17 protein-coding genes and 1 rRNA gene are annotated in these 17,720 nt (G+C 35.8%); 8 read left to right on the forward strand and 10 right to left on the reverse strand.

The window, feature by feature from the left end; genetic code table 11:
• Position 1: 1 nt before the first annotated feature.
• Positions 2 to 2,188 (reverse strand): penicillin-binding protein 1B, encoded by a 2,187-nt coding sequence (gene mrcB / locus E2R68_RS11525; protein ID WP_134277835.1) that lies wholly within the window; start codon positions 2,186 to 2,188, stop codon positions 2 to 4.
• Positions 2,189 to 2,269: 81 nt separating this feature from the next.
• Positions 2,270 to 4,771: an ATP-dependent helicase HrpB gene (hrpB, locus tag E2R68_RS11530; protein ID WP_134277836.1), complete on the reverse strand. Its 2,502-nt coding sequence runs from the start codon at positions 4,769 to 4,771 to the stop codon at positions 2,270 to 2,272.
• A 262-nt stretch (positions 4,772 to 5,033) separates the two neighbouring features.
• Between hrpB and dksA the strand changes: the two genes are divergently transcribed.
• The 8 genes from dksA (at position 5,034) to E2R68_RS11570 (ending at position 12,248) form a co-directional block, all read left to right on the forward strand.
• Positions 5,034 to 5,483: an RNA polymerase-binding protein DksA gene (gene dksA / locus E2R68_RS11535; protein ID WP_134277857.1), complete on the forward strand. Its 450-nt coding sequence runs from the start codon at positions 5,034 to 5,036 to the stop codon at positions 5,481 to 5,483.
• A 69-nt stretch (positions 5,484 to 5,552) separates the two neighbouring features.
• Positions 5,553 to 6,443 (forward strand): tRNA glutamyl-Q(34) synthetase GluQRS, encoded by an 891-nt coding sequence (gluQRS, locus tag E2R68_RS11540; protein ID WP_134277837.1) that lies wholly within the window; start codon positions 5,553 to 5,555, stop codon positions 6,441 to 6,443.
• A gap of 220 nt (positions 6,444 to 6,663) precedes the next feature.
• Positions 6,664 to 7,989: a polynucleotide adenylyltransferase PcnB gene (gene pcnB / locus E2R68_RS11545; protein ID WP_279587479.1), complete on the forward strand. Its 1,326-nt coding sequence runs from the start codon at positions 6,664 to 6,666 to the stop codon at positions 7,987 to 7,989.
• Complete coding sequence (gene folK, locus E2R68_RS11550) at positions 7,982 to 8,464, forward strand: 2-amino-4-hydroxy-6-hydroxymethyldihydropteridine diphosphokinase (RefSeq protein ID WP_134277839.1); 483 nt, start codon at positions 7,982 to 7,984, stop codon at positions 8,462 to 8,464. The genes pcnB and folK overlap by 8 nt, the downstream gene beginning before the upstream one ends.
• Before the next feature lie 60 nt (positions 8,465 to 8,524).
• Positions 8,525 to 9,319, forward strand: a complete 795-nt coding sequence (gene panB / locus E2R68_RS11555) for a 3-methyl-2-oxobutanoate hydroxymethyltransferase (RefSeq protein WP_134277840.1) — start codon at positions 8,525 to 8,527, stop codon at positions 9,317 to 9,319.
• Between the two features lie 26 nt (positions 9,320 to 9,345).
• Entirely contained in the window at positions 9,346 to 10,200 is an 855-nt protein-coding gene (gene panC / locus E2R68_RS11560; RefSeq protein WP_134277841.1) for a pantoate--beta-alanine ligase, read from the forward strand.
• A 69-nt stretch (positions 10,201 to 10,269) separates the two neighbouring features.
• Complete coding sequence (gene panD / locus E2R68_RS11565; RefSeq protein ID WP_134277842.1) at positions 10,270 to 10,650, forward strand: aspartate 1-decarboxylase; 381 nt, start codon at positions 10,270 to 10,272, stop codon at positions 10,648 to 10,650.
• 458 nt (positions 10,651 to 11,108) lie between these two features.
• On the forward strand, positions 11,109 to 12,248 hold the full coding sequence (locus tag E2R68_RS11570) for a glycerate kinase (RefSeq protein ID WP_134277843.1): 1,140 nt from the start codon (positions 11,109 to 11,111) through the stop codon (positions 12,246 to 12,248).
• A 21-nt stretch (positions 12,249 to 12,269) separates the two neighbouring features.
• On the opposite strand, the gene msrQ is transcribed toward E2R68_RS11570, so the two are convergent.
• The 8 genes from msrQ to rrf form a co-directional block, all read right to left on the reverse strand.
• On the reverse strand, positions 12,270 to 12,899 hold the full coding sequence (msrQ, locus tag E2R68_RS11575; RefSeq protein ID WP_134277844.1) for a protein-methionine-sulfoxide reductase heme-binding subunit MsrQ: 630 nt from the start codon (positions 12,897 to 12,899) through the stop codon (positions 12,270 to 12,272).
• A gap of 32 nt (positions 12,900 to 12,931) precedes the next feature.
• Positions 12,932 to 13,948: a protein-methionine-sulfoxide reductase catalytic subunit MsrP gene (gene msrP / locus E2R68_RS11580; RefSeq protein ID WP_134277845.1), complete on the reverse strand. Its 1,017-nt coding sequence runs from the start codon at positions 13,946 to 13,948 to the stop codon at positions 12,932 to 12,934.
• Between the two features lie 89 nt (positions 13,949 to 14,037).
• Positions 14,038 to 14,715 carry a tRNA (guanine(46)-N(7))-methyltransferase TrmB gene (gene trmB / locus E2R68_RS11585; protein ID WP_134277846.1) on the reverse strand — a complete coding sequence of 226 codons (678 nt, stop codon included), beginning with the start codon at positions 14,713 to 14,715 and terminating at the stop codon, positions 14,038 to 14,040.
• A complete protein-coding gene (locus E2R68_RS11590; RefSeq protein WP_134277847.1) occupies positions 14,712 to 15,485 on the reverse strand; it encodes an ABC transporter permease in 774 nt (257 codons plus the stop codon). The genes trmB and E2R68_RS11590 overlap by 4 nt, the downstream gene beginning before the upstream one ends.
• Entirely contained in the window at positions 15,475 to 16,398 is a 924-nt protein-coding gene (locus E2R68_RS11595) for an ABC transporter ATP-binding protein (RefSeq protein ID WP_134277848.1), read from the reverse strand. The genes E2R68_RS11590 and E2R68_RS11595 overlap by 11 nt, the downstream gene beginning before the upstream one ends.
• 202 nt (positions 16,399 to 16,600) lie before the next feature.
• Positions 16,601 to 16,744, reverse strand: a complete 144-nt coding sequence (locus tag E2R68_RS14010) for a hypothetical protein (RefSeq protein ID WP_208380218.1) — start codon at positions 16,742 to 16,744, stop codon at positions 16,601 to 16,603.
• A gap of 32 nt (positions 16,745 to 16,776) precedes the next feature.
• The gene (locus tag E2R68_RS11600) at positions 16,777 to 17,211 is read right to left on the reverse strand and encodes a DUF3859 domain-containing protein (protein WP_134277849.1); all 435 of its coding nucleotides are present in this window, start codon (positions 17,209 to 17,211) and stop codon (positions 16,777 to 16,779) included.
• 350 nt (positions 17,212 to 17,561) lie between these two features.
• Positions 17,562 to 17,677 (reverse strand): 5S ribosomal RNA (gene rrf / locus E2R68_RS11605).
• Positions 17,678 to 17,720: the final 43 nt, after the last annotated feature.

The following is a 17,720-nucleotide window of genomic DNA, read 5'->3' on the forward strand; positions in this document are numbered from 1 at the left end:
TTTATTTTCCTTTTTTTGTTTTCATATAATCAGAAAATAATACCAAGGCACCGCTACTACCGGTCAATTTTGCACTTCTATTATTATCTTTGCCAACCCAAGTCGTGACAACTTCATCATTATCAAAGCCAACAAACCAACTATCATTCAAGTTATTTGTTGTGCCTGTTTTACCTGCAAAATATTGCCCAGGATTACGCCAACGTAAACTACGAGCAGTTCCTTCTGTTGTCACTTTATGTAACGTGTCAGATAACACTTCAACAGATTCAGGTGAAAATATTTGACGAGCATGCTGGCTACGTTGAAATATAGGGCTCCCTTCTTTTGACATGATAGAGCGAATAATAGTTAAAGGTTTATATACGCCTTGCATGGTAATGGGTTGATACATCTGTGCCACTTGGAAAGGTGATAACGGTACACTTCCTAAAACTAAAGATGGATAAGCAGGTATCTTTTCATCAACCCCCATTTTGTGCAAACTATTGATCACATTATTCAGACCAACTTGCATCCCTAAATTAACCGTAGGCACATTTAAAGAATGTACCAGTGCATATTCTAAACTAACTTCCCCCCGAAATTTTCTATCATAATTATTAGGTTGCCAACGTTGACCAGAACTATTTTTAAGAATAATTTTTTTATCACTAAGGGTATCTGATAACTTATAGCCATTATTTAATGCTGTTAAATAAACAGCAGGTTTCACTAATGATCCAATTGGACGCTTTGCATCTAAAGCACGATTGAAACCACTAAATTTTACATCTTTACCAGATACAATGGCACGTACTTCCGCATATTCTCGATCCGTTACTACCATTGCACCTTGTAGATCATTTTGATCTTTATGCTGAACCCTTTTAATGCCTTGTTGAATTGCTTTTTCTGCATTTTTTTGTGCTAAAGGTGAAATTGAAGTAAAGATAGATAAACCACTCTGACGACTTACCTGAGTTGGTACTCCACTATTTAATTCTCGATTTAATAAACTGACAAAAGCGGGATTAGCTCGATGATTAAGAGCTTTAGCATTACTTAAATTTAAATGACTGTTTACCGCTACTCGGTATTGAGCAGTATTAATATAATTATTCTCAACCATTAAACGTAATACTAAATCTCGACGGGCAAGCGCTCGTTCTGGATTACGTCTAGGGTTGTAATAAGATGGCCCTTTGATAATTGCCACCATTAATGCTATTTGCTCAACACGTAACTCATCAATTGGGCGAGCAAAATAAAAGTCGCTAGCAAGCCCGATACCATAAATACCTGTCGCCCCATTCTGAGCCAAATACACCTCATTTAAATAAGCTTCTAATATTTTGTCCTTGCTATATTTATGATCCATCAACACAGCCATATAAGCTTCTTGAAATTTACGCCATAAACTTCGCTCTTGAGTAAGAAATAAATTTTTAGCTAATTGCTGAGTTAAAGTACTGCCGCCTTGTACTGTACGACCTGCTTTAAAATTGGCAATAAAAGCACGTAAAATAGCAAACGGAGAGACACCTTGATGATGATAAAAATCACGGTCTTCCATTAACAATAAAGTATTAATAAATAAATCTGGAATTTTTTCAAATGGAATAAATACTCGATCTTGAATATGTTTACTGTTCAATCTATCTAACAATAAAGGATCCAGACGAAACTGTCGTAGATGATTGTATTCATTATCTCTGATACGACTAATGCCATGCTCATTAAAATCGACAATCGCTAATGCAGCAGGTTCTGAACGGTCTGGGAAGTCAAAAGCTCGGCGATAAATAACCACCTCTTTACCTTTAACAGCAAATTGCCCCACATCTTGTACAATACTAACTGGTCGATAATTAAGTAATTTAAGCTCACTGACCAATGCACTTTTTGTTAATGGCTTATCAAGATCTAAAACTAAAGGGCGAGCATACAAAGTCGCAGGTAGTGTCCAAGTTGAACCATCTAAACGACGTTCAATTTTTTTATCAAAATAAATTCCACAAATAATAATAAAGGCAATAAAAGCCAAACTTGATTTCCAAGTAACTGACCATAACCCTCTTAAAAAACGTTGTTTAAATGGCTGTTTTTTAGGTTTACGTGTTGCTGTTTTTCTTTTAGTTTTAGGATTTTTAGCAGCAACTTTTTTTGCTGGCTGTTTATTACTTTCTTTATTTGTTGTTTTTGCCATAACGAATTTTGATAACTCAATTTTTTAATAAATTAGTAGTTTGAAACAAATAACTATTGGTACTTGTTCTATCAAGTAAAATTATTTTTTCTCACTCGATATATATTTTTTAGTTCTACGTGTTGCCACTGCCTTAGCAGGGTCATCAGGCCAAAAATGCTTTGGATAACGCCCTTTCATCTCTTTCTGCACCTCTTTATAAGCACCAGACCAAAATGAACTTAGATTTTGAGTGACTTGCAATGGTTTCATTGAAGGTGATAACAAAGCTAGCTGAACAGCAATAGTGCCATTAAAAATGCTTGGAGTGTCAGCTTGCCCATATAATTCCTGCATTTTAACTGACAATAATGGATTATGCTGCTCTCGGTACTCTAGTTTAATTAGAGATCCTGTTGGAACCGCTAATTTTTCTGGAAATAGCTGATCTAACATTTTCTGTTTCTGCCAAGTTAAACGAGATAATAATGCCGCTTTAAGATCTATTTTTTTCAACTGTTCAAGCTGAGTAATACCAACACAAAAAGGCGCTAACCATTGATCTAACTGCTCAATTAAAATGGCTTCACTGAAATCAACAAAGTCATTATTTTGTATTAGCTGAGATTGTAAATAGGCATAACGTAAACGAGTCAATAATACTTTATTCTGTTCACTCCAATATAACATTGATAATCCTGTTTGGCGTAAACCATTTAATAGCGCTTCTCGTTTTTGTGTATTAGTAACTTTTCTTAAGGGGCTACGAGAAAGGACAATTTTACCTAACATTAAACGCTGCTCTGCAATTAATTTATTCTCTTTTAATGACCAACTCAGGTAATCAATTGATATTAAATAATGCGCGAGCAATGTTTTTATTTCTTCCAATGAAATTGCACAAGCTTTAAAAATAAGGCTATTTGTTTGCTGTGCAGATAAGGCGAGATCAGCGACCACCAGCATTTTTTCATTTAATAAAACAGAGTGATGGGATAAACAAGCTCCAACACCATTACTTAATTGATAGTCAAATTGTTGGGCATTACCCCGCTTTAAGGCAATACGGTCAGGAAAAGCAATTGCTAATAACACACCGCAATAAGTAAATGGTAAAACAATAGGAGCTTTAATTGCACATTTTTTTAATAATACTTGGTATTGCTTTTTGACTTGGAATGAAGGAGACAACAACTCAGTCATAATATCATCACTACTCTTTTCATTACTTTCTAAGAATGCAGCAAGTAAACAGGCAAGAGCGACTAGACCAGGTTGTTTTAATTGCCCTTCTAAGTTTTTAGCTGTGATCAACATGTGCCCTAAACGAGGACTCAAAGCAAGATCTATAATTTTCTCGCCATGGGTGGTGCAACGTGCATTGTTGTCTAACGCTCCTATTTTTTGTAATAATATCTGTGCAACTTGCACATGTTTTTCATTAGGTTGTGTTAAAAATGGTAACTGACTTGGATGATTAACACCCCAAGCACTAATTTCTAAGATTAATGAGGTTAAGTCACTTTGTAGTATCGGCACTTCATTTTGAGCAGTTAAGCGCTTTTCTTTTGACCATAAACGATAACAAGTACCGGCACTTAATCTTCCTGCCCGCCCTGCTCTTTGAGTTGCACTCGCTTCACTAATTGTTTGACTTATTAACTTCCCAATCCCTGTTTGTGGTTGAAATTGAAAACTACGTTCAATACCAGAGTCCACTACCACAGTAATACCATCAATGGTTAAACTCGTTTCTGCGATATTAGTGGCTATCACTATTTTTCGTTTATTATTGGGAGCTGGCTGAATGGCTAATTGTTGCTGCTCTAAGCTTAACTGACCATACAATGGTGCTAATAACACTGGTAAATTATTGATACGGATCCAATCTTGTAGATCACTACAACAATTTAAAATTTCTTTTACACCTGCAACAAAAACCAAAATATTGCCCTGTTGTTGCTGATATGCAGTTTGGATGAGTGTGATGAAAGCTTTTTGTTGATTATATTGAATACCTTGTTTAAGGCGTTCATTTGAAGGCTTTTGATAAATATATTCAATAGGATACATACGCCCCTTACAATTGACACAAGTTGCCTCAGGTAAATGCTGTTGTAATGATTGGTTGTTTAAGGTAGCAGACATGATCAATAGAGAAAGATCCTCACGCAAACTCGCTTGACTATCCAGACACAAAGCAAGTCCTAAATCAGCTTGTACATTACGTTCATGGAATTCATCAAAAATAACTAAATCAATACCGTTCAATTCAGGATCTTTTTGCAATAAACGGATCAATATTCCTTCAGTCACAATCTCTAATTGTGTAGTTTGGCTAACTTTAGATTCACCTCGTAAACGATAACCAACTTGTTTCCCGATAGGTTGCCCTAACTGTTCGGCTAAATAATGAGCAATATTACGAGCAGCTAAACGTCGAGGCTCTAACATTATTATTTTTCCAGTAAACCATTGCTCTTTTAATAGCACTAGAGGTAAATAAGTAGACTTACCTGCACCTGGGGGAGCTTGAAGAATAACTTGAGGGTTATGGATAAGTTGTTGTTTCAGTTCAGTTAGAACGGCGTGAACAGGTAACATTTTGAATACAATTCCTTAATAAGAGTAAAGGCATATAGAGCGGACATAACTGGAAACAAATTTAATAAAAAACCGAATAACAAGATCAGCTGTTCACAATTAATAACAGAGCATTTGACTCGCTCTCGTATACTTGCTATAGATAGCCGCCGAAAAAACAGATGCACCTATGTTAGCAAAGTTTGTTCGCCCTATTATTTATATTTATCACCGTTTGGTGCGTTTAAAAAATATTTATGCAGCATCGAAAGAAGGAAATTTTATGCCCGCTAATCAAAGCAAAAAAACACTCGGTATTCTAGCCATTGCAGGAGTAGATCCATATCAGGAAAAACCTGGCGAAGAGTACATGTGTAAGGAACAACGAGATCACTTTACAAGTATTCTAACAGCCTGGACAACTCAACTACGTGAAGAAGTTGACCGTACAGTTGATCACATGAAAGATGAAGCATCTAATTTCCCTGATCCAGTTGACCGTGCAACTCAAGAAGAAGAGTTCAGTCTAGAATTACGAGCTCGTGATCGTGAACGTCAACTAATCAAAAAAATCTCAAAAACATTAAAGAAAATTGAAGTTGATGATTTTGGTTTTTGTGAGTCATGTGGTGTTGAAATCGGTATTCGCCGTTTAGAAGCACGCCCTACAGCAGATCTATGTATCGACTGTAAAACCCTTGCAGAAATAAAAGAAAAACAAAGTATTGGTTAATCAATACTTTTAGATTTAATAAAAACGGTTAGCATTTGCTAGCCGTTTTTGTTTACAGAGATAGATAACTTGTTAAAAGAAAATAAACCTTATATTGGCAGATTTGCGCCATCACCTTCAGGTGCATTACATTTTGGTTCTTTAGTGGCGGCAGTCGGAAGTTACTTACAAGCAAAATCTCAACAAGGTCTATGGCAAGTGCGTATTGAAGACATAGATCCACCCCGAGAAATCGCTGGCTCAAGTAAAGATATTCTTGAAACATTACAAGCTTATGGTTTGCAATGGGATGGCGAAGTCATTTATCAACATCAACAAAGCCAAGCTTATGAAAGCGTATTAGCAGAATTAATCTCTCGTGGTTTATGTTATGCCTGTAGTTGCACTCGTAAAATGATCAAACAACAAGGTGGATATTATCAAGGTAAATGTCGGGATGCTAAGCAGACTCTTACCGGCAATGCATTACGTATTAATTTATTATCCATTATCCATAAAGCAAAGTCTTTTGAAGATAAGCTGCAGGGATTAATCATATTAGATGAGACTGACATCGAAGATGATTTCATTATTAAACGTAAAGATGGTTTATATGCTTACAATTTGGCAGTTGTTATTGATGATATTCAACAAGGTATTACCGAAGTTGTAAGAGGAGCTGATTTAATCAGCACAACAGGAAAGCAATTAAGCTTATATCAATTATTAGGTGCTGAGCCCCCTCAATATGTGCATTTGCCTCTTGCTGTCACAGAACCAGGTTTTAAACTCTCGAAACAAAATCATGCTCAAGCAGTGGATAAAAAAGATCCAATTCCCACGTTAAAGCAAGTATTAGCTTTTTTAGGTCACCCAATTCCTAAACATATCAAACAAAGCAGTTGTCACGATATTTTAAACTGGGCGACTGAAAGTTGGTCTTTGAATAACGTACCTAAACAGCTTGAAATTCAGCTATAAATAGCAGCATTTATTATCTTAACAATGACTGTTTTTACACAAATATAAATATCATTTGTTTTTAATGATCCGCACACTTAAAATAAGCGCATAATTTTAAGACTAATTCCATCTAACAGATGCAGGGGATAGAGCTATTAAACGCTTAAGCAAACTAGTAAAAAAAGTATTCACCAAGAAAACAAGGCCAGAAGCCGCTATTTCGCTAGATCGATATAAGATCCCGCGCGAACAACACTCTATTTCACGATCAGATATTGACGAGAATGCATTGAAGGTTTTATACCGTTTACATAATGCAGGTTACCGTGCTTTATTAGTTGGCGGAGGTGTTCGTGACTTATTATTAGGCTTAAAACCAAAAGATTTTGACATTACAACCAATGCGACACCAGAAGAGGTAAAAGCTTTATTTAGAAATTGCCGTTTAATTGGACGTCGTTTTCGTCTTGCACATATCCTATTTGGTCGTGAAATTATAGAAGTCGCCACTTTCCGCGGCCATCATGATGAAACAGAGCAAGACAAGCAAAAAGTAAAACAATCACAAGCAGGCATGTTATTGCGTGATAACGTTTATGGCTCATTAGAAGAAGACGCTGAACGTCGTGACTTTACAGTTAATGCGCTGTATTACGATATTGCTGATTACGCTTTATATGATTTTTGTGGTGGTATGGATGACTTAGCACAACGTCGATTAACGTTAATTGGTGAACCTGAAGTACGTTACCGAGAAGATCCCGTTCGCATGTTACGTGCAATTCGCTTTGCTGCTAAATTAGATTTATCTATCAGTGAAGAATGTGCAGAACCGATCCGCCGTTTAGCTCCCCTTTTACAAGATATTCCTGCCGCTCGTCATTTTGATGAAGTCATAAAATTATTGTTATCAGGTCAAGGCTTAGCAACCTATCGTTTATTAAAAGAATATAGATTATTAGCAATGTTATTTCCTATTTTATTTAAAGATGGTGAAGATGACAAAGCAACGAAGATGATAGAACAAGCATTGATGGATACAGACAAACGTATTGCTGATGGTAAACGTGTTACTCCTGCGTATATTTATGCTGTCATGCTTTGGTATCCGCTTGAACAACGTGCTCAAGAGATGAGCTTTGAAAGTGGCATTGAATTACACGATGCATTTATGCTCGCAATGAACGAAGTACTTACGATCCAAGTCAAAACAATTGCCATTCCGAAACGTTTTACTGCAGCTATTCGAGATATATGGATATTACAACATCGTTTACCTCGATTTGGTGGTAAACGAGCACAACGCGTTTATGCACATGAAAAGTTCAGAGCTGCATTTGATTTCCTTTCTTTAAGAGCGCGTGTAGAACAAAGCCGGGAACTAGCAGAGCTAACTGCATGGTGGGAAGAATACCAATTACATAACAAGTTACCAGAACATAATTATGCTCGTAACAATGTAAATAAAGCAAAAGAATTTAAACCAGATGCCAATAAACCAGCAAAAAAACGTCGTTATAGCAAAGCAAAGCGTAAACCGGCGATGAGTAAAAAGAATGATTAGTTACATTGGTATTGGTAGTAATCAATCACAGCCAATAGAACAAGCTAAACAAGCCATTACAGCGCTTAATCAGATAAAGAACACAACGCTAGTCACTTGTTCTTCTTTATACTGTAGCGCACCTATGGGGCCACAAGATCAACCCGATTATATTAATGCAGTGGCTAAATTAGAAACAACATTATCAGCACTTGAATTATTAGATGAACTACAAGCGATAGAGCAAAAGCAAGGACGTGTACGGAAAGATAATCGTTGGGGTCCAAGAACACTAGACTTAGATATTATTCTTTATGCAGAACAAACTATAAATAATGAACGTTTAACAATTCCACATTATGGAATGCAACAACGAGAGTTTGTCCTCTATCCCTTATTTGAAATAGCACCACAATTACAATTACCTAATGGTACTTTTTTGACTGAAATGCTTAAAGATTGTGATAAAAACGGCTTGACTACTATAACAAGTTGAATTAATTAATCACCTCAGTAGAATAATCACATATCAACCCACTGCGAGTTAGGAGCAACAATGGCTAAAATAAGCGTTTCTCGTTTAGCTAAAATGAAACAAGAGCACGAAAAAATCACCTGTATTACAGCATATGACGCTAGTTTTGCAGCAATTTTTGATCAAGCAGGGATTCAAGTTTTATTGGTGGGCGACTCTTTAGGCATGGTATTACAAGGCCATGATTCAACACTTCCAGTAACAGTTGAACATATTGCCTACCACACTGCATCTGTTGCAAGTACGGCAGAAAAATCTTTAATCATTGCTGACTTACCATTTATGAGTTATGCAACACCAGAGCAAACCTATAGTAACGCAGCAATTTTAATGCGCGCAGGTGCAAATATGGTGAAACTTGAAGGTGGAAATTGGGTAGCCGACTCAGTTAAAGGTTTAGTAGAGCGTGGTATTCCTGTATGTGGTCACTTAGGATTAACCCCACAATCAGTTAATGTTTTTGGTGGTTATAAAGTACAAGGCCGTAATGATCAACAAGCAGAAAAATTATTAGATGATGCACTTGCTTTACAAACTGCTGGTGTCCAATTATTAATACTTGAATGTGTGCCTGTGGCATTAGCTAAACGTGTAACTGATGCATTACATATTCCTGTGATTGGTATCGGAGCGGGTGCTGAAACAGATGGGCAAATATTAGTGATGCATGATGCCTTTGGTATTTCTGCAGGTTTTTGCCCTAAATTTTCTAAAAACTTTTTAGTAGAAACAGGTGATATTCGTCGTGCTGTTGAACTTTATAAAGAACAAGTAGAAAATAAAATATTTCCTGGTGCTGAACACAGTTTTTATTAACTGAAGCTTTTTATTAAGAGTTAACAATGCAAGTAATCGAAGATCCTAAGCTGCTGCGCAGCGAAATTAAAAAATTAAAGCAGCAAGGAGAGCTGATCAGTTTCATACCAACAATGGGAAACTTACATCAAGGCCATTTGACATTAGTTAAAGAGGGCCAACTGCATGCGAAGATTACCATCGTAAGTATTTTTGTTAATCCAATGCAATTTAACAATGCACAAGACTTAGCAAACTATCCAAAAACATTAGCAGAAGATTGTGCTCAACTTAAAGAGGCAGGGGTTGATATTGTATTCACTCCTACCCCAGAAGTTATTTATCCTAATGGATTAAACGCGCAAACTTTTGTTGAAGTTCCTGGTATTTCAGATTCGTTAGAAGGTGAATTACGTCCAGGGCATTTCCGAGGAGTCAGCACCATTGTCACTAAATTATTCAATTTAGTACAACCTGACTTTGCTTGTTTTGGTAAAAAGGACTTTCAACAACTAGCAGTGATCAAGCAAATGGTATTGGATTTAGCAATGCCAATTAAGATCATCCCAGTAGAAACTGTTCGAGAAAATTCAGGCTTAGCCATGAGCTCTCGAAACAGTAAATTATCAGAAGCTGAAAAATTAATTGCTCCCAAAATTGCAGAAGTAATGAATAACATTGGTCAAAATTTGCCAACTAATTCAGAAAACTGTGAGCAATTAATTAAAGACGCACAACAGACATTGAATAACTCAGGTTTTAAAACTGATGAAATTCATATAGTTGACCCTCTTACATTTGCTCCTTTACACAAAGCAAGTAAGCAAGCGGTTATATTAATGGCTGCCTTTCTAGGTAATACGCGATTAATTGATAACTTAGTTGTTAATTTGCACCAATAAAGTTTTTACTTTATAGTCGCCCTGCTGAAAAAGACAACAAATTTAAATTTTTAGAATTAAAGGTTTTGTATGAAAAAGACACTGCTAACAGGTAAATTGCACCAAGCTCGCGTTACTCACGCTGAATTAAACTACGAAGGGTCATGTGCGATTGATCAAGACCTTCTTGAGCAAGCGGGCATTTTAGAATACGAACAAATTGAAATTTATAATATTGATAATGGTAACCGTTTTTCAACCTATGCAATCATAGGTGAACGCGGTTCAAAAATAATTTCTGTTAATGGTGCAGCAGCACGTCAAGCCGCTGTTGGTGATCGTGTTATTATTTGTACTTATGCAAGTTTAGACGCTGAAGAAATTAAAGGTCACAAACCAAGTTTAGTTTATTTAGATAAAGATAATAATATCGTTCGTACTAGTAAAGATGTACCAATCCAAGTAGCTTAATAGCCACATAGATTGATCAAAACATTTCTAAAGCCACTAGTCTCCAGTGGCTTTTTTATTACCTCATCCTGCCCCACATTAAGAATCCACCTCACCTATTGCAATTAATTTTTGAAATTAGCAAAAAAAATTATTTTTATATTTTCTGAAATAAAAATCGCTTATTTGATCTATTAATATTTTTCCGGTAGCGTTGAAATAAATATAAAACTTAATCAACTGTTGCTTTCGTCTTTATATCTAATACCAATTACATTAAGTATATGATCTAAATTTTACGCAGAAAAAACAATTCAATTCGGAGTATAAATTTAGATAAACGATTGTTTCATTGACGAAATTTATAACAAAGAAGAGGATTATTTTAACCAGTAAAATAGAGCAGCTATTTACTGTGTTCCCTATAATAAACCATAGCAACATTATGACAGCAGCATAACTATGACACAGGAGAGGATATGAAAATAATTATCGCACCAGATTCATTCAAAGAAAGCCTTACTGCAAAACAAGTTTGTGTCGCTATTGAAACTGGCATGAAACGAGTTATAAAGCACGCTGAATATCATTTAATTCCTGTCGCTGATGGCGGAGAAGGTACTGTACAATCTTTAGTTGATGCAACTGATGGAAAAATAGTTAACCTTACAGTCACAGGACCTTTAAGCGCTCCTGTACAAGCTTTCTATGGGTTATTAGGTAATAACTCCGATACAGCCGTTATTGAAATGGCAGCCGCAAGTGGTTTGCATCATGTTGCAGAGCATTTACGCGATCCTAAACAAACCTCCAGCTACGGCACAGGTGAGTTAATCAAGGCCGCACTTGATAATGGTGTAAGTAAAATTATTATCGGCTTAGGCGGCAGTGCAACCAATGATGGCGGTATCGGTATGTTAAGTGCGCTTGGTGTTACCTTTATTGATAAAGATGGCAATGAGATCGAAGCAAATGGTGATGGTTTACAAAAAATACACCAGATTAACATCGATGCATTAGATAAGCGTTTAGCAAGTTGTGAAATATTAGTCGCCTGTGATGTTGATAATCCATTATGTGGTGAGCGAGGCGCGAGTCATGTCTTTGGCCCGCAAAAAGGCGCGACAAAGGAAGATATCCAACTATTAGATAAAGCACTAAAACATTACGGTGAATGTATTCAGCAACAATTTAATATTGATGTACTGAATCAAGCAGGAACTGGTGCCGCAGGAGGCATAGGAGCGGCTCTTATCGCATTTACTAATGCCACATTAAAACCAGGTATTGAGCTTGTATTAGAAGCTGTTCAATTAAAACAATGTATACACGATGCCGATTTAGTGATCACAGGAGAAGGTAGAATTGATGGACAAACTATCTATGGAAAAACACCAATGGGGGTCGCTAAAATAGCTAAACAATTCGATATTCCAGTCATTGCCGTAGCGGGTTGTTTAGGTGACAAGCACCAAGCAGTCTATGGGTGTGGGATAGATGCTGTTTTTGCAGCAACACCAGGCGCAATGACGCTACAACAAGCTTTTGCTAATGCGAGTGTTAACCTAGAAAACGTATCTGAAAATATTGCTAAGCTCTGGTCAATAAAAATAAATTAACGAAATATCTAAGCCTCTATATCAAGAGGCTTTCTTAACGCGTTTAAGTAAATTGTTTAATTTCAATTTAAAATATGAACTCCGCTCTCTTAATAAGATAAAACAGATAATAAAGTAAATAATTGGTTCAGTTAGGCCTGACTTAACAGACCAATAATAGTGAATAGTTCCTAATAATACAGCAACATATACCCAACGATGTAAACTAAACCAAGCCTGTTTCATTTTACGTCTAATGGCATTAATTGAAGTGATACTGAGCAACAATAAAATTGTCCAAGCAAACATACCCAGAGTTAAATACGGTCGTTTAATAACTTCTTCAAATAGTAAAAATAATTCCCAGTTTAACTCTAACCATATAAATACAATGACATGTAAACACAACCAGAAGAAGCTATACAAGCCTAATAAACGTCTTAATCTCCCTAATAAAGGCTGTTTAAACCGCTTACTTAAAGGTGTGATCATTAATGTTAGCAATAGATAATTTAAAGCTGTTTTACCTAAAAAATGGATCATCTCTTTGACAGGATCCGCGCCTAAACGGCCACTATCAATTAACAAATAAAAGTACATTAACACCGATAACGAAGCTAAATGAATAATTATCTTTATTAAAGTAATAGCAACTGGGGGTAATTTTCCCATTAATTTACACTCTATTTATTATTGAAATAAAATTAAAAATGTCGCAAAAGATCCATATCTTTGTATAAATGAGCAACCTCTTCTTCATAGCCATTAAACATGAGCGTTTTCTTTCTTTCTTGCTGGAATACATTACCTTCAGCAATAATACGTTCGTTCTTCTGACTCCAACGAGGGTGATCAACTCTTGGATTCACATTGGCATAAAACCCATATTCGTCAGGCCCAATAGCTTGCCATGTATTACGAGGTTGTTTATCAGTTAATGTAATTTTGACAATCGATTTAATACTTTTAAAACCGTATTTCCAAGGCACAACTAAGCGGATCGGAGCACCATTTTGTGGAGCAAGTGTTTTTCCATATAGACCAACGGATAGAAGAACTAAAGGATTCATCGCTTCTTCAATAGTTAAGCCTTCTACATAAGGGAAGTTGATACTACCGCCAATAAATTTAGAGGATTGACCTCGCATTTGCTCAGGATCATAAACGGTTTCAAAACGGACATATTTAGCATCAGATTTAACACCCACCTGCTTTAATAATGTTGCTAAAGTAAAACCTAACCACGGAATATTCATTGACCAAGCTTCAACACAACGCATCCGATATAAACGTTCTTCGATATCAAATTTTTTAAGCAGATCTTCATAATTGAGTGTTATAGGCTTATCAACTAAACCATCAATTGTTAGCGACCAAGGATCTACTTTAAACTGTTGGCTATATTGGAAAGGATCACCTTTCCCCGTTCCAAATTCATAGAAGTTGTTATATTGAAGCACTTTATTTTCAGGTGTTAACGGTGTAAGTGATTGGTAATTCGTATTTTTAGTAAAATTTAAAGGAGAACGTTTAAATGTAACATCATTACTTTTTTCTTCAGAAAAAACATCGAATAATGCTGCGCTAACAGGTTTAGCAAAAGGAAAAGTTAATGCCGCTAAACCGAGACTTTTAATAATATTACGTCGATCTTTATAAATCGACTCGCTAGTTAATTGAGACTCTTTTAATTGTGATTTTTTGCTGTGTTTTATAAGCATTATATTTCCCTCGATTATCAGCGATATAAAATATAGACCTATAAAACACTATTAAAATTTCAATAATTCAATAAATTAACCATTAGTTGCTACAAGTCACAGGTTAAACGTAAAGATTGCTGACCACTTGCCCAATACTTGCGCTCAAAAGGAGTGATTGCATTTTCAGCAGTATAAATTTCAGTTTTACTTTCAACATTAGCTAATTGCAATGCACGCTGAAATTCTTCGACATAAGTAAACCAATTACTTCTTAAATCCAGTTTGCCCCCAAGTTTAATAATTGAAGGGAAAACAGCACTACCATGCCAACGACGCTGCAGATGCTTAGATTTAGGCCATGGATTGGGATAAAGTAAATAATGATGAGAAAGCATCCAATTTGCTTCTACCGCTAATCGCCAAAAATCATTTAAATTAACTTGCAACAAACGATAATTATCCAGATCGTTAATGACTGATTCACCATCAACAGGATGTTTCGATAAACGATCTGCAGATTTATCCATTCCCAATACGATAGCTTCAGGATGTGATTTTGCTATATGAAAAGTGCTTTCTCCCACTCCACAACATGAATCAAATATAATAGGCTTCCCTTGCTGTTCAACCCATTTTTCAATTTCCTTAAAAGCCGATAACGTATGCGCCTGATAAGGTTTCTTAAAATCATGTTGTAAATGCTTTAGTACCACCTCATCTAACTTTTCATGCAACCCTTGCTGATTAGAGGTAATAATTCTTGAATCACCAGTGATATCATTCATGAACGAATACCTACACCTTTTTTAAGTAACATAGCAACTAATGAATAACCAATAAAAATAAAGGCAAAAATCACAGCAAATGACCAAGCGACAGGCACATCTGAAACACCTAAGAAACCATAACGGAAAGCATTAATCATATAAAAGACAGGATTAAAATGTGATACACCTTGCCAAAAATCAGGTAATAATGAAATAGAATAAAAAACACCACCTAGATAAGTTAACGGCGTTAATACAAAAGTAGGGATAATACTTATATCGTCAAAAGTTTTAGCAAAAATAGCATTTAATAAACCACCAATAGAAAAGAGTATAGAAGTACATAAAACACTAGCAATCAATATCAGCATATTATGAATATGTAAATCCACAAAAAATAAAGAAACTAAAGTGACAATGAGGCCAACCATTAAACCACGAGCAACACCACCGCCAACGTAGCCCAAAATAATTAAATAATTGGGAACTGGTGCAACTAATAACTCCTCAACATTACGTTGAAATTTTGCACTAAAGAATGAAGCCGCAACATTTGAATATGAATTAGTAATAACAGACATCATGATCAAACCAGGAACAATAAAAGCCATATAACTAAAGCCATTCATTTCACCAATTCTTGAACCGATTAAATTACCAAAAATGACAAAATACAAAGACATGGTTATCGCAGGCGGTACTAATGTTTGTACCCAAATACGTAAAAAACGATTGATCTCTTTTAACCAGATACTCTTAAGTGCTATCACATATTGTTTATTTAGCATCGATAACTCCGTTTTTAACTAATTCTAAAAATAACTCTTCTAAACGGTTAGATTTATTTCTAAGGCTTTTCACATTAACGCCTTGTGCAGACAATAATTCGAATACTTTATTTAATGACTGAGCTTTAGCTAACTCTAATTCAATTGTATTTTCATCGATGACAGATAACTTAAAATCATTACTTTCAGGGAGCATTGATGAAGAGTCAACATCTAGAATAAAGATTTCACTATCTAATCGACCGATTAATTCTTTCATACTGGTATTAATAACTAATTCACCTTTATTAATAATACCAATATTACGACATAAACTTTCCGCCTCTTCTAAATAATGAGTCGTCAGAATAATAGTCACACCCTGCTTATTTAAATCAGTTAAAAATTCCCACATGGAACGGCGCAGTTCGATGTCAACACCAGCAGTTGGTTCATCAAGAATGAGTAACCTTGGTTGATGCATTAGAGCGCGGGCAATCATGAGACGTCGCTTCATACCTCCGGATAACTCTCTTGCAGGTTCATTACGTTTATCCCATAAATCTAATTTTTTTAGATATTTCTCAGCTCTTTTATAAGCTTCTTTACGCGGAGTGCCGTAATAGCCAGCTTGATTAACTAAAATTTGTAGAGGAGGCTCAAAGGGGTTGAAGTTAAATTCTTGAGGTACCAAACCTATCTGACTTTTTGCTAATTCAAGTTGTGTGTCAATGTCATAACCGAATACTCTAACCTGTCCAGATGTTTTATTTACTAATGATGAGATAATGCCTATCGTTGTTGATTTACCTGCGCCATTAGGACCCAACAAAGCATAAAAGTCCCCTTCTGCAACTTCTAAAGAAATCCCTTTTAGCGCTTGTACTCCACCTTGATATGTTTTAATTATGTTAGTTAATTCAATTGCGTTCATAACAATTTTGCCTTTCTGATTACACTGCTAACCATCGAACGACTAGCTTCAAAAACCTAATAGGTAATTATACCATTAAAGTACTTCCTCTGATGAACAAATCATATTGAAAAGTACCTACTTTTATTAAGAACAAAAAAGCCTGCTTAAAGCAGGCCTTCACAATGCAATTGAAAATGCATCAAAGCATATAATAATCAGTTTAGTGTGTATGACTTAAATAATAGAATGTAGCTTGAACATAATCATCAGCTTCTACTCCATTATCATCAATACAATTTTCCGCTTCATCTACAGAACTGCTCTTTGAACCAAAGAGTGTCATAGTACTGTTCATCGTTTCCATTACTTGGCTCATAAGCAAAATAGAACAACTACTTAATATAATTGATAAGGAAAGCGCTCATTAATCACTGCATTACAATTTGAAGAGAATACATTAAAAGTTTTATCTGCTATGAGCTCCCCGTCTAACTCAATTGTCATCCGCCATGGACCACATTTATCTTCAATGGGAGCCCAAATAGTATCGCCCAGATAAAAGCTCCAGTCGTTGTTTGTAATATGCACTTCACCAGTAAAAGGAGCACAAGGCTCACCAGATCTATTATGTACATTAGGATGATTGATACAGTAGAACACCTTCTTACCACGAGCACTCTTCACATTAATAACAAAACCAAATTCAATATCAATTTCTGCTGGAATATCGGTAGTAAATTGATTTATTTTAGGTAAGTCTTTAGATTTTGCATCCCACTGAGAATAAATTCCATAGGTTTGCATTTTAATAACAGTTTTTTTCTTAGGCATATTTTTCAAATTATCGACATACAGATTAGTAATTATAGCAACCATATTAAGGGCAATAACAGTAAATGCACTCGTATTTTTTAAATACAGTTTGTGGTACTAGGAAGGTTTTGTAACAAATAATAAGATAGTTATAGAGATAGCAATTTGAGTACATCTATAAGGGTCTCAGAGCTCACCCACTCATAAGCCATCGGCTGCGCGATACTACCAGGGCACGCAGCGCTTAGCCCGCTCATGAACCGATGCTGGCTGCATCATTAGCCCCTATCTTCCACCTAGCGCATCACTAAATTTTAGATATAAAAAAACCCTGTCGATGTTAATCAACAGGGTTCATTCAATGAGGCGCTTGGCGATGACCTACTTTCACATGGGGAGACCCCACACTATCATCGGCGCAGCTGCGTTTCACTTCTGAGTTCGGCATGGGATCAGGTGGTACCACAGCGCTATTGTCGCCAAGCATAAAAATAAATTAGGAAAGTGATGTGTAATGCTCTTTTTAT

It is taken from the genome of Psychromonas algarum, assembly GCF_004376845.1.
Taxonomy (GTDB): Bacteria; Pseudomonadota; Gammaproteobacteria; order Enterobacterales; family Psychromonadaceae; genus Psychromonas.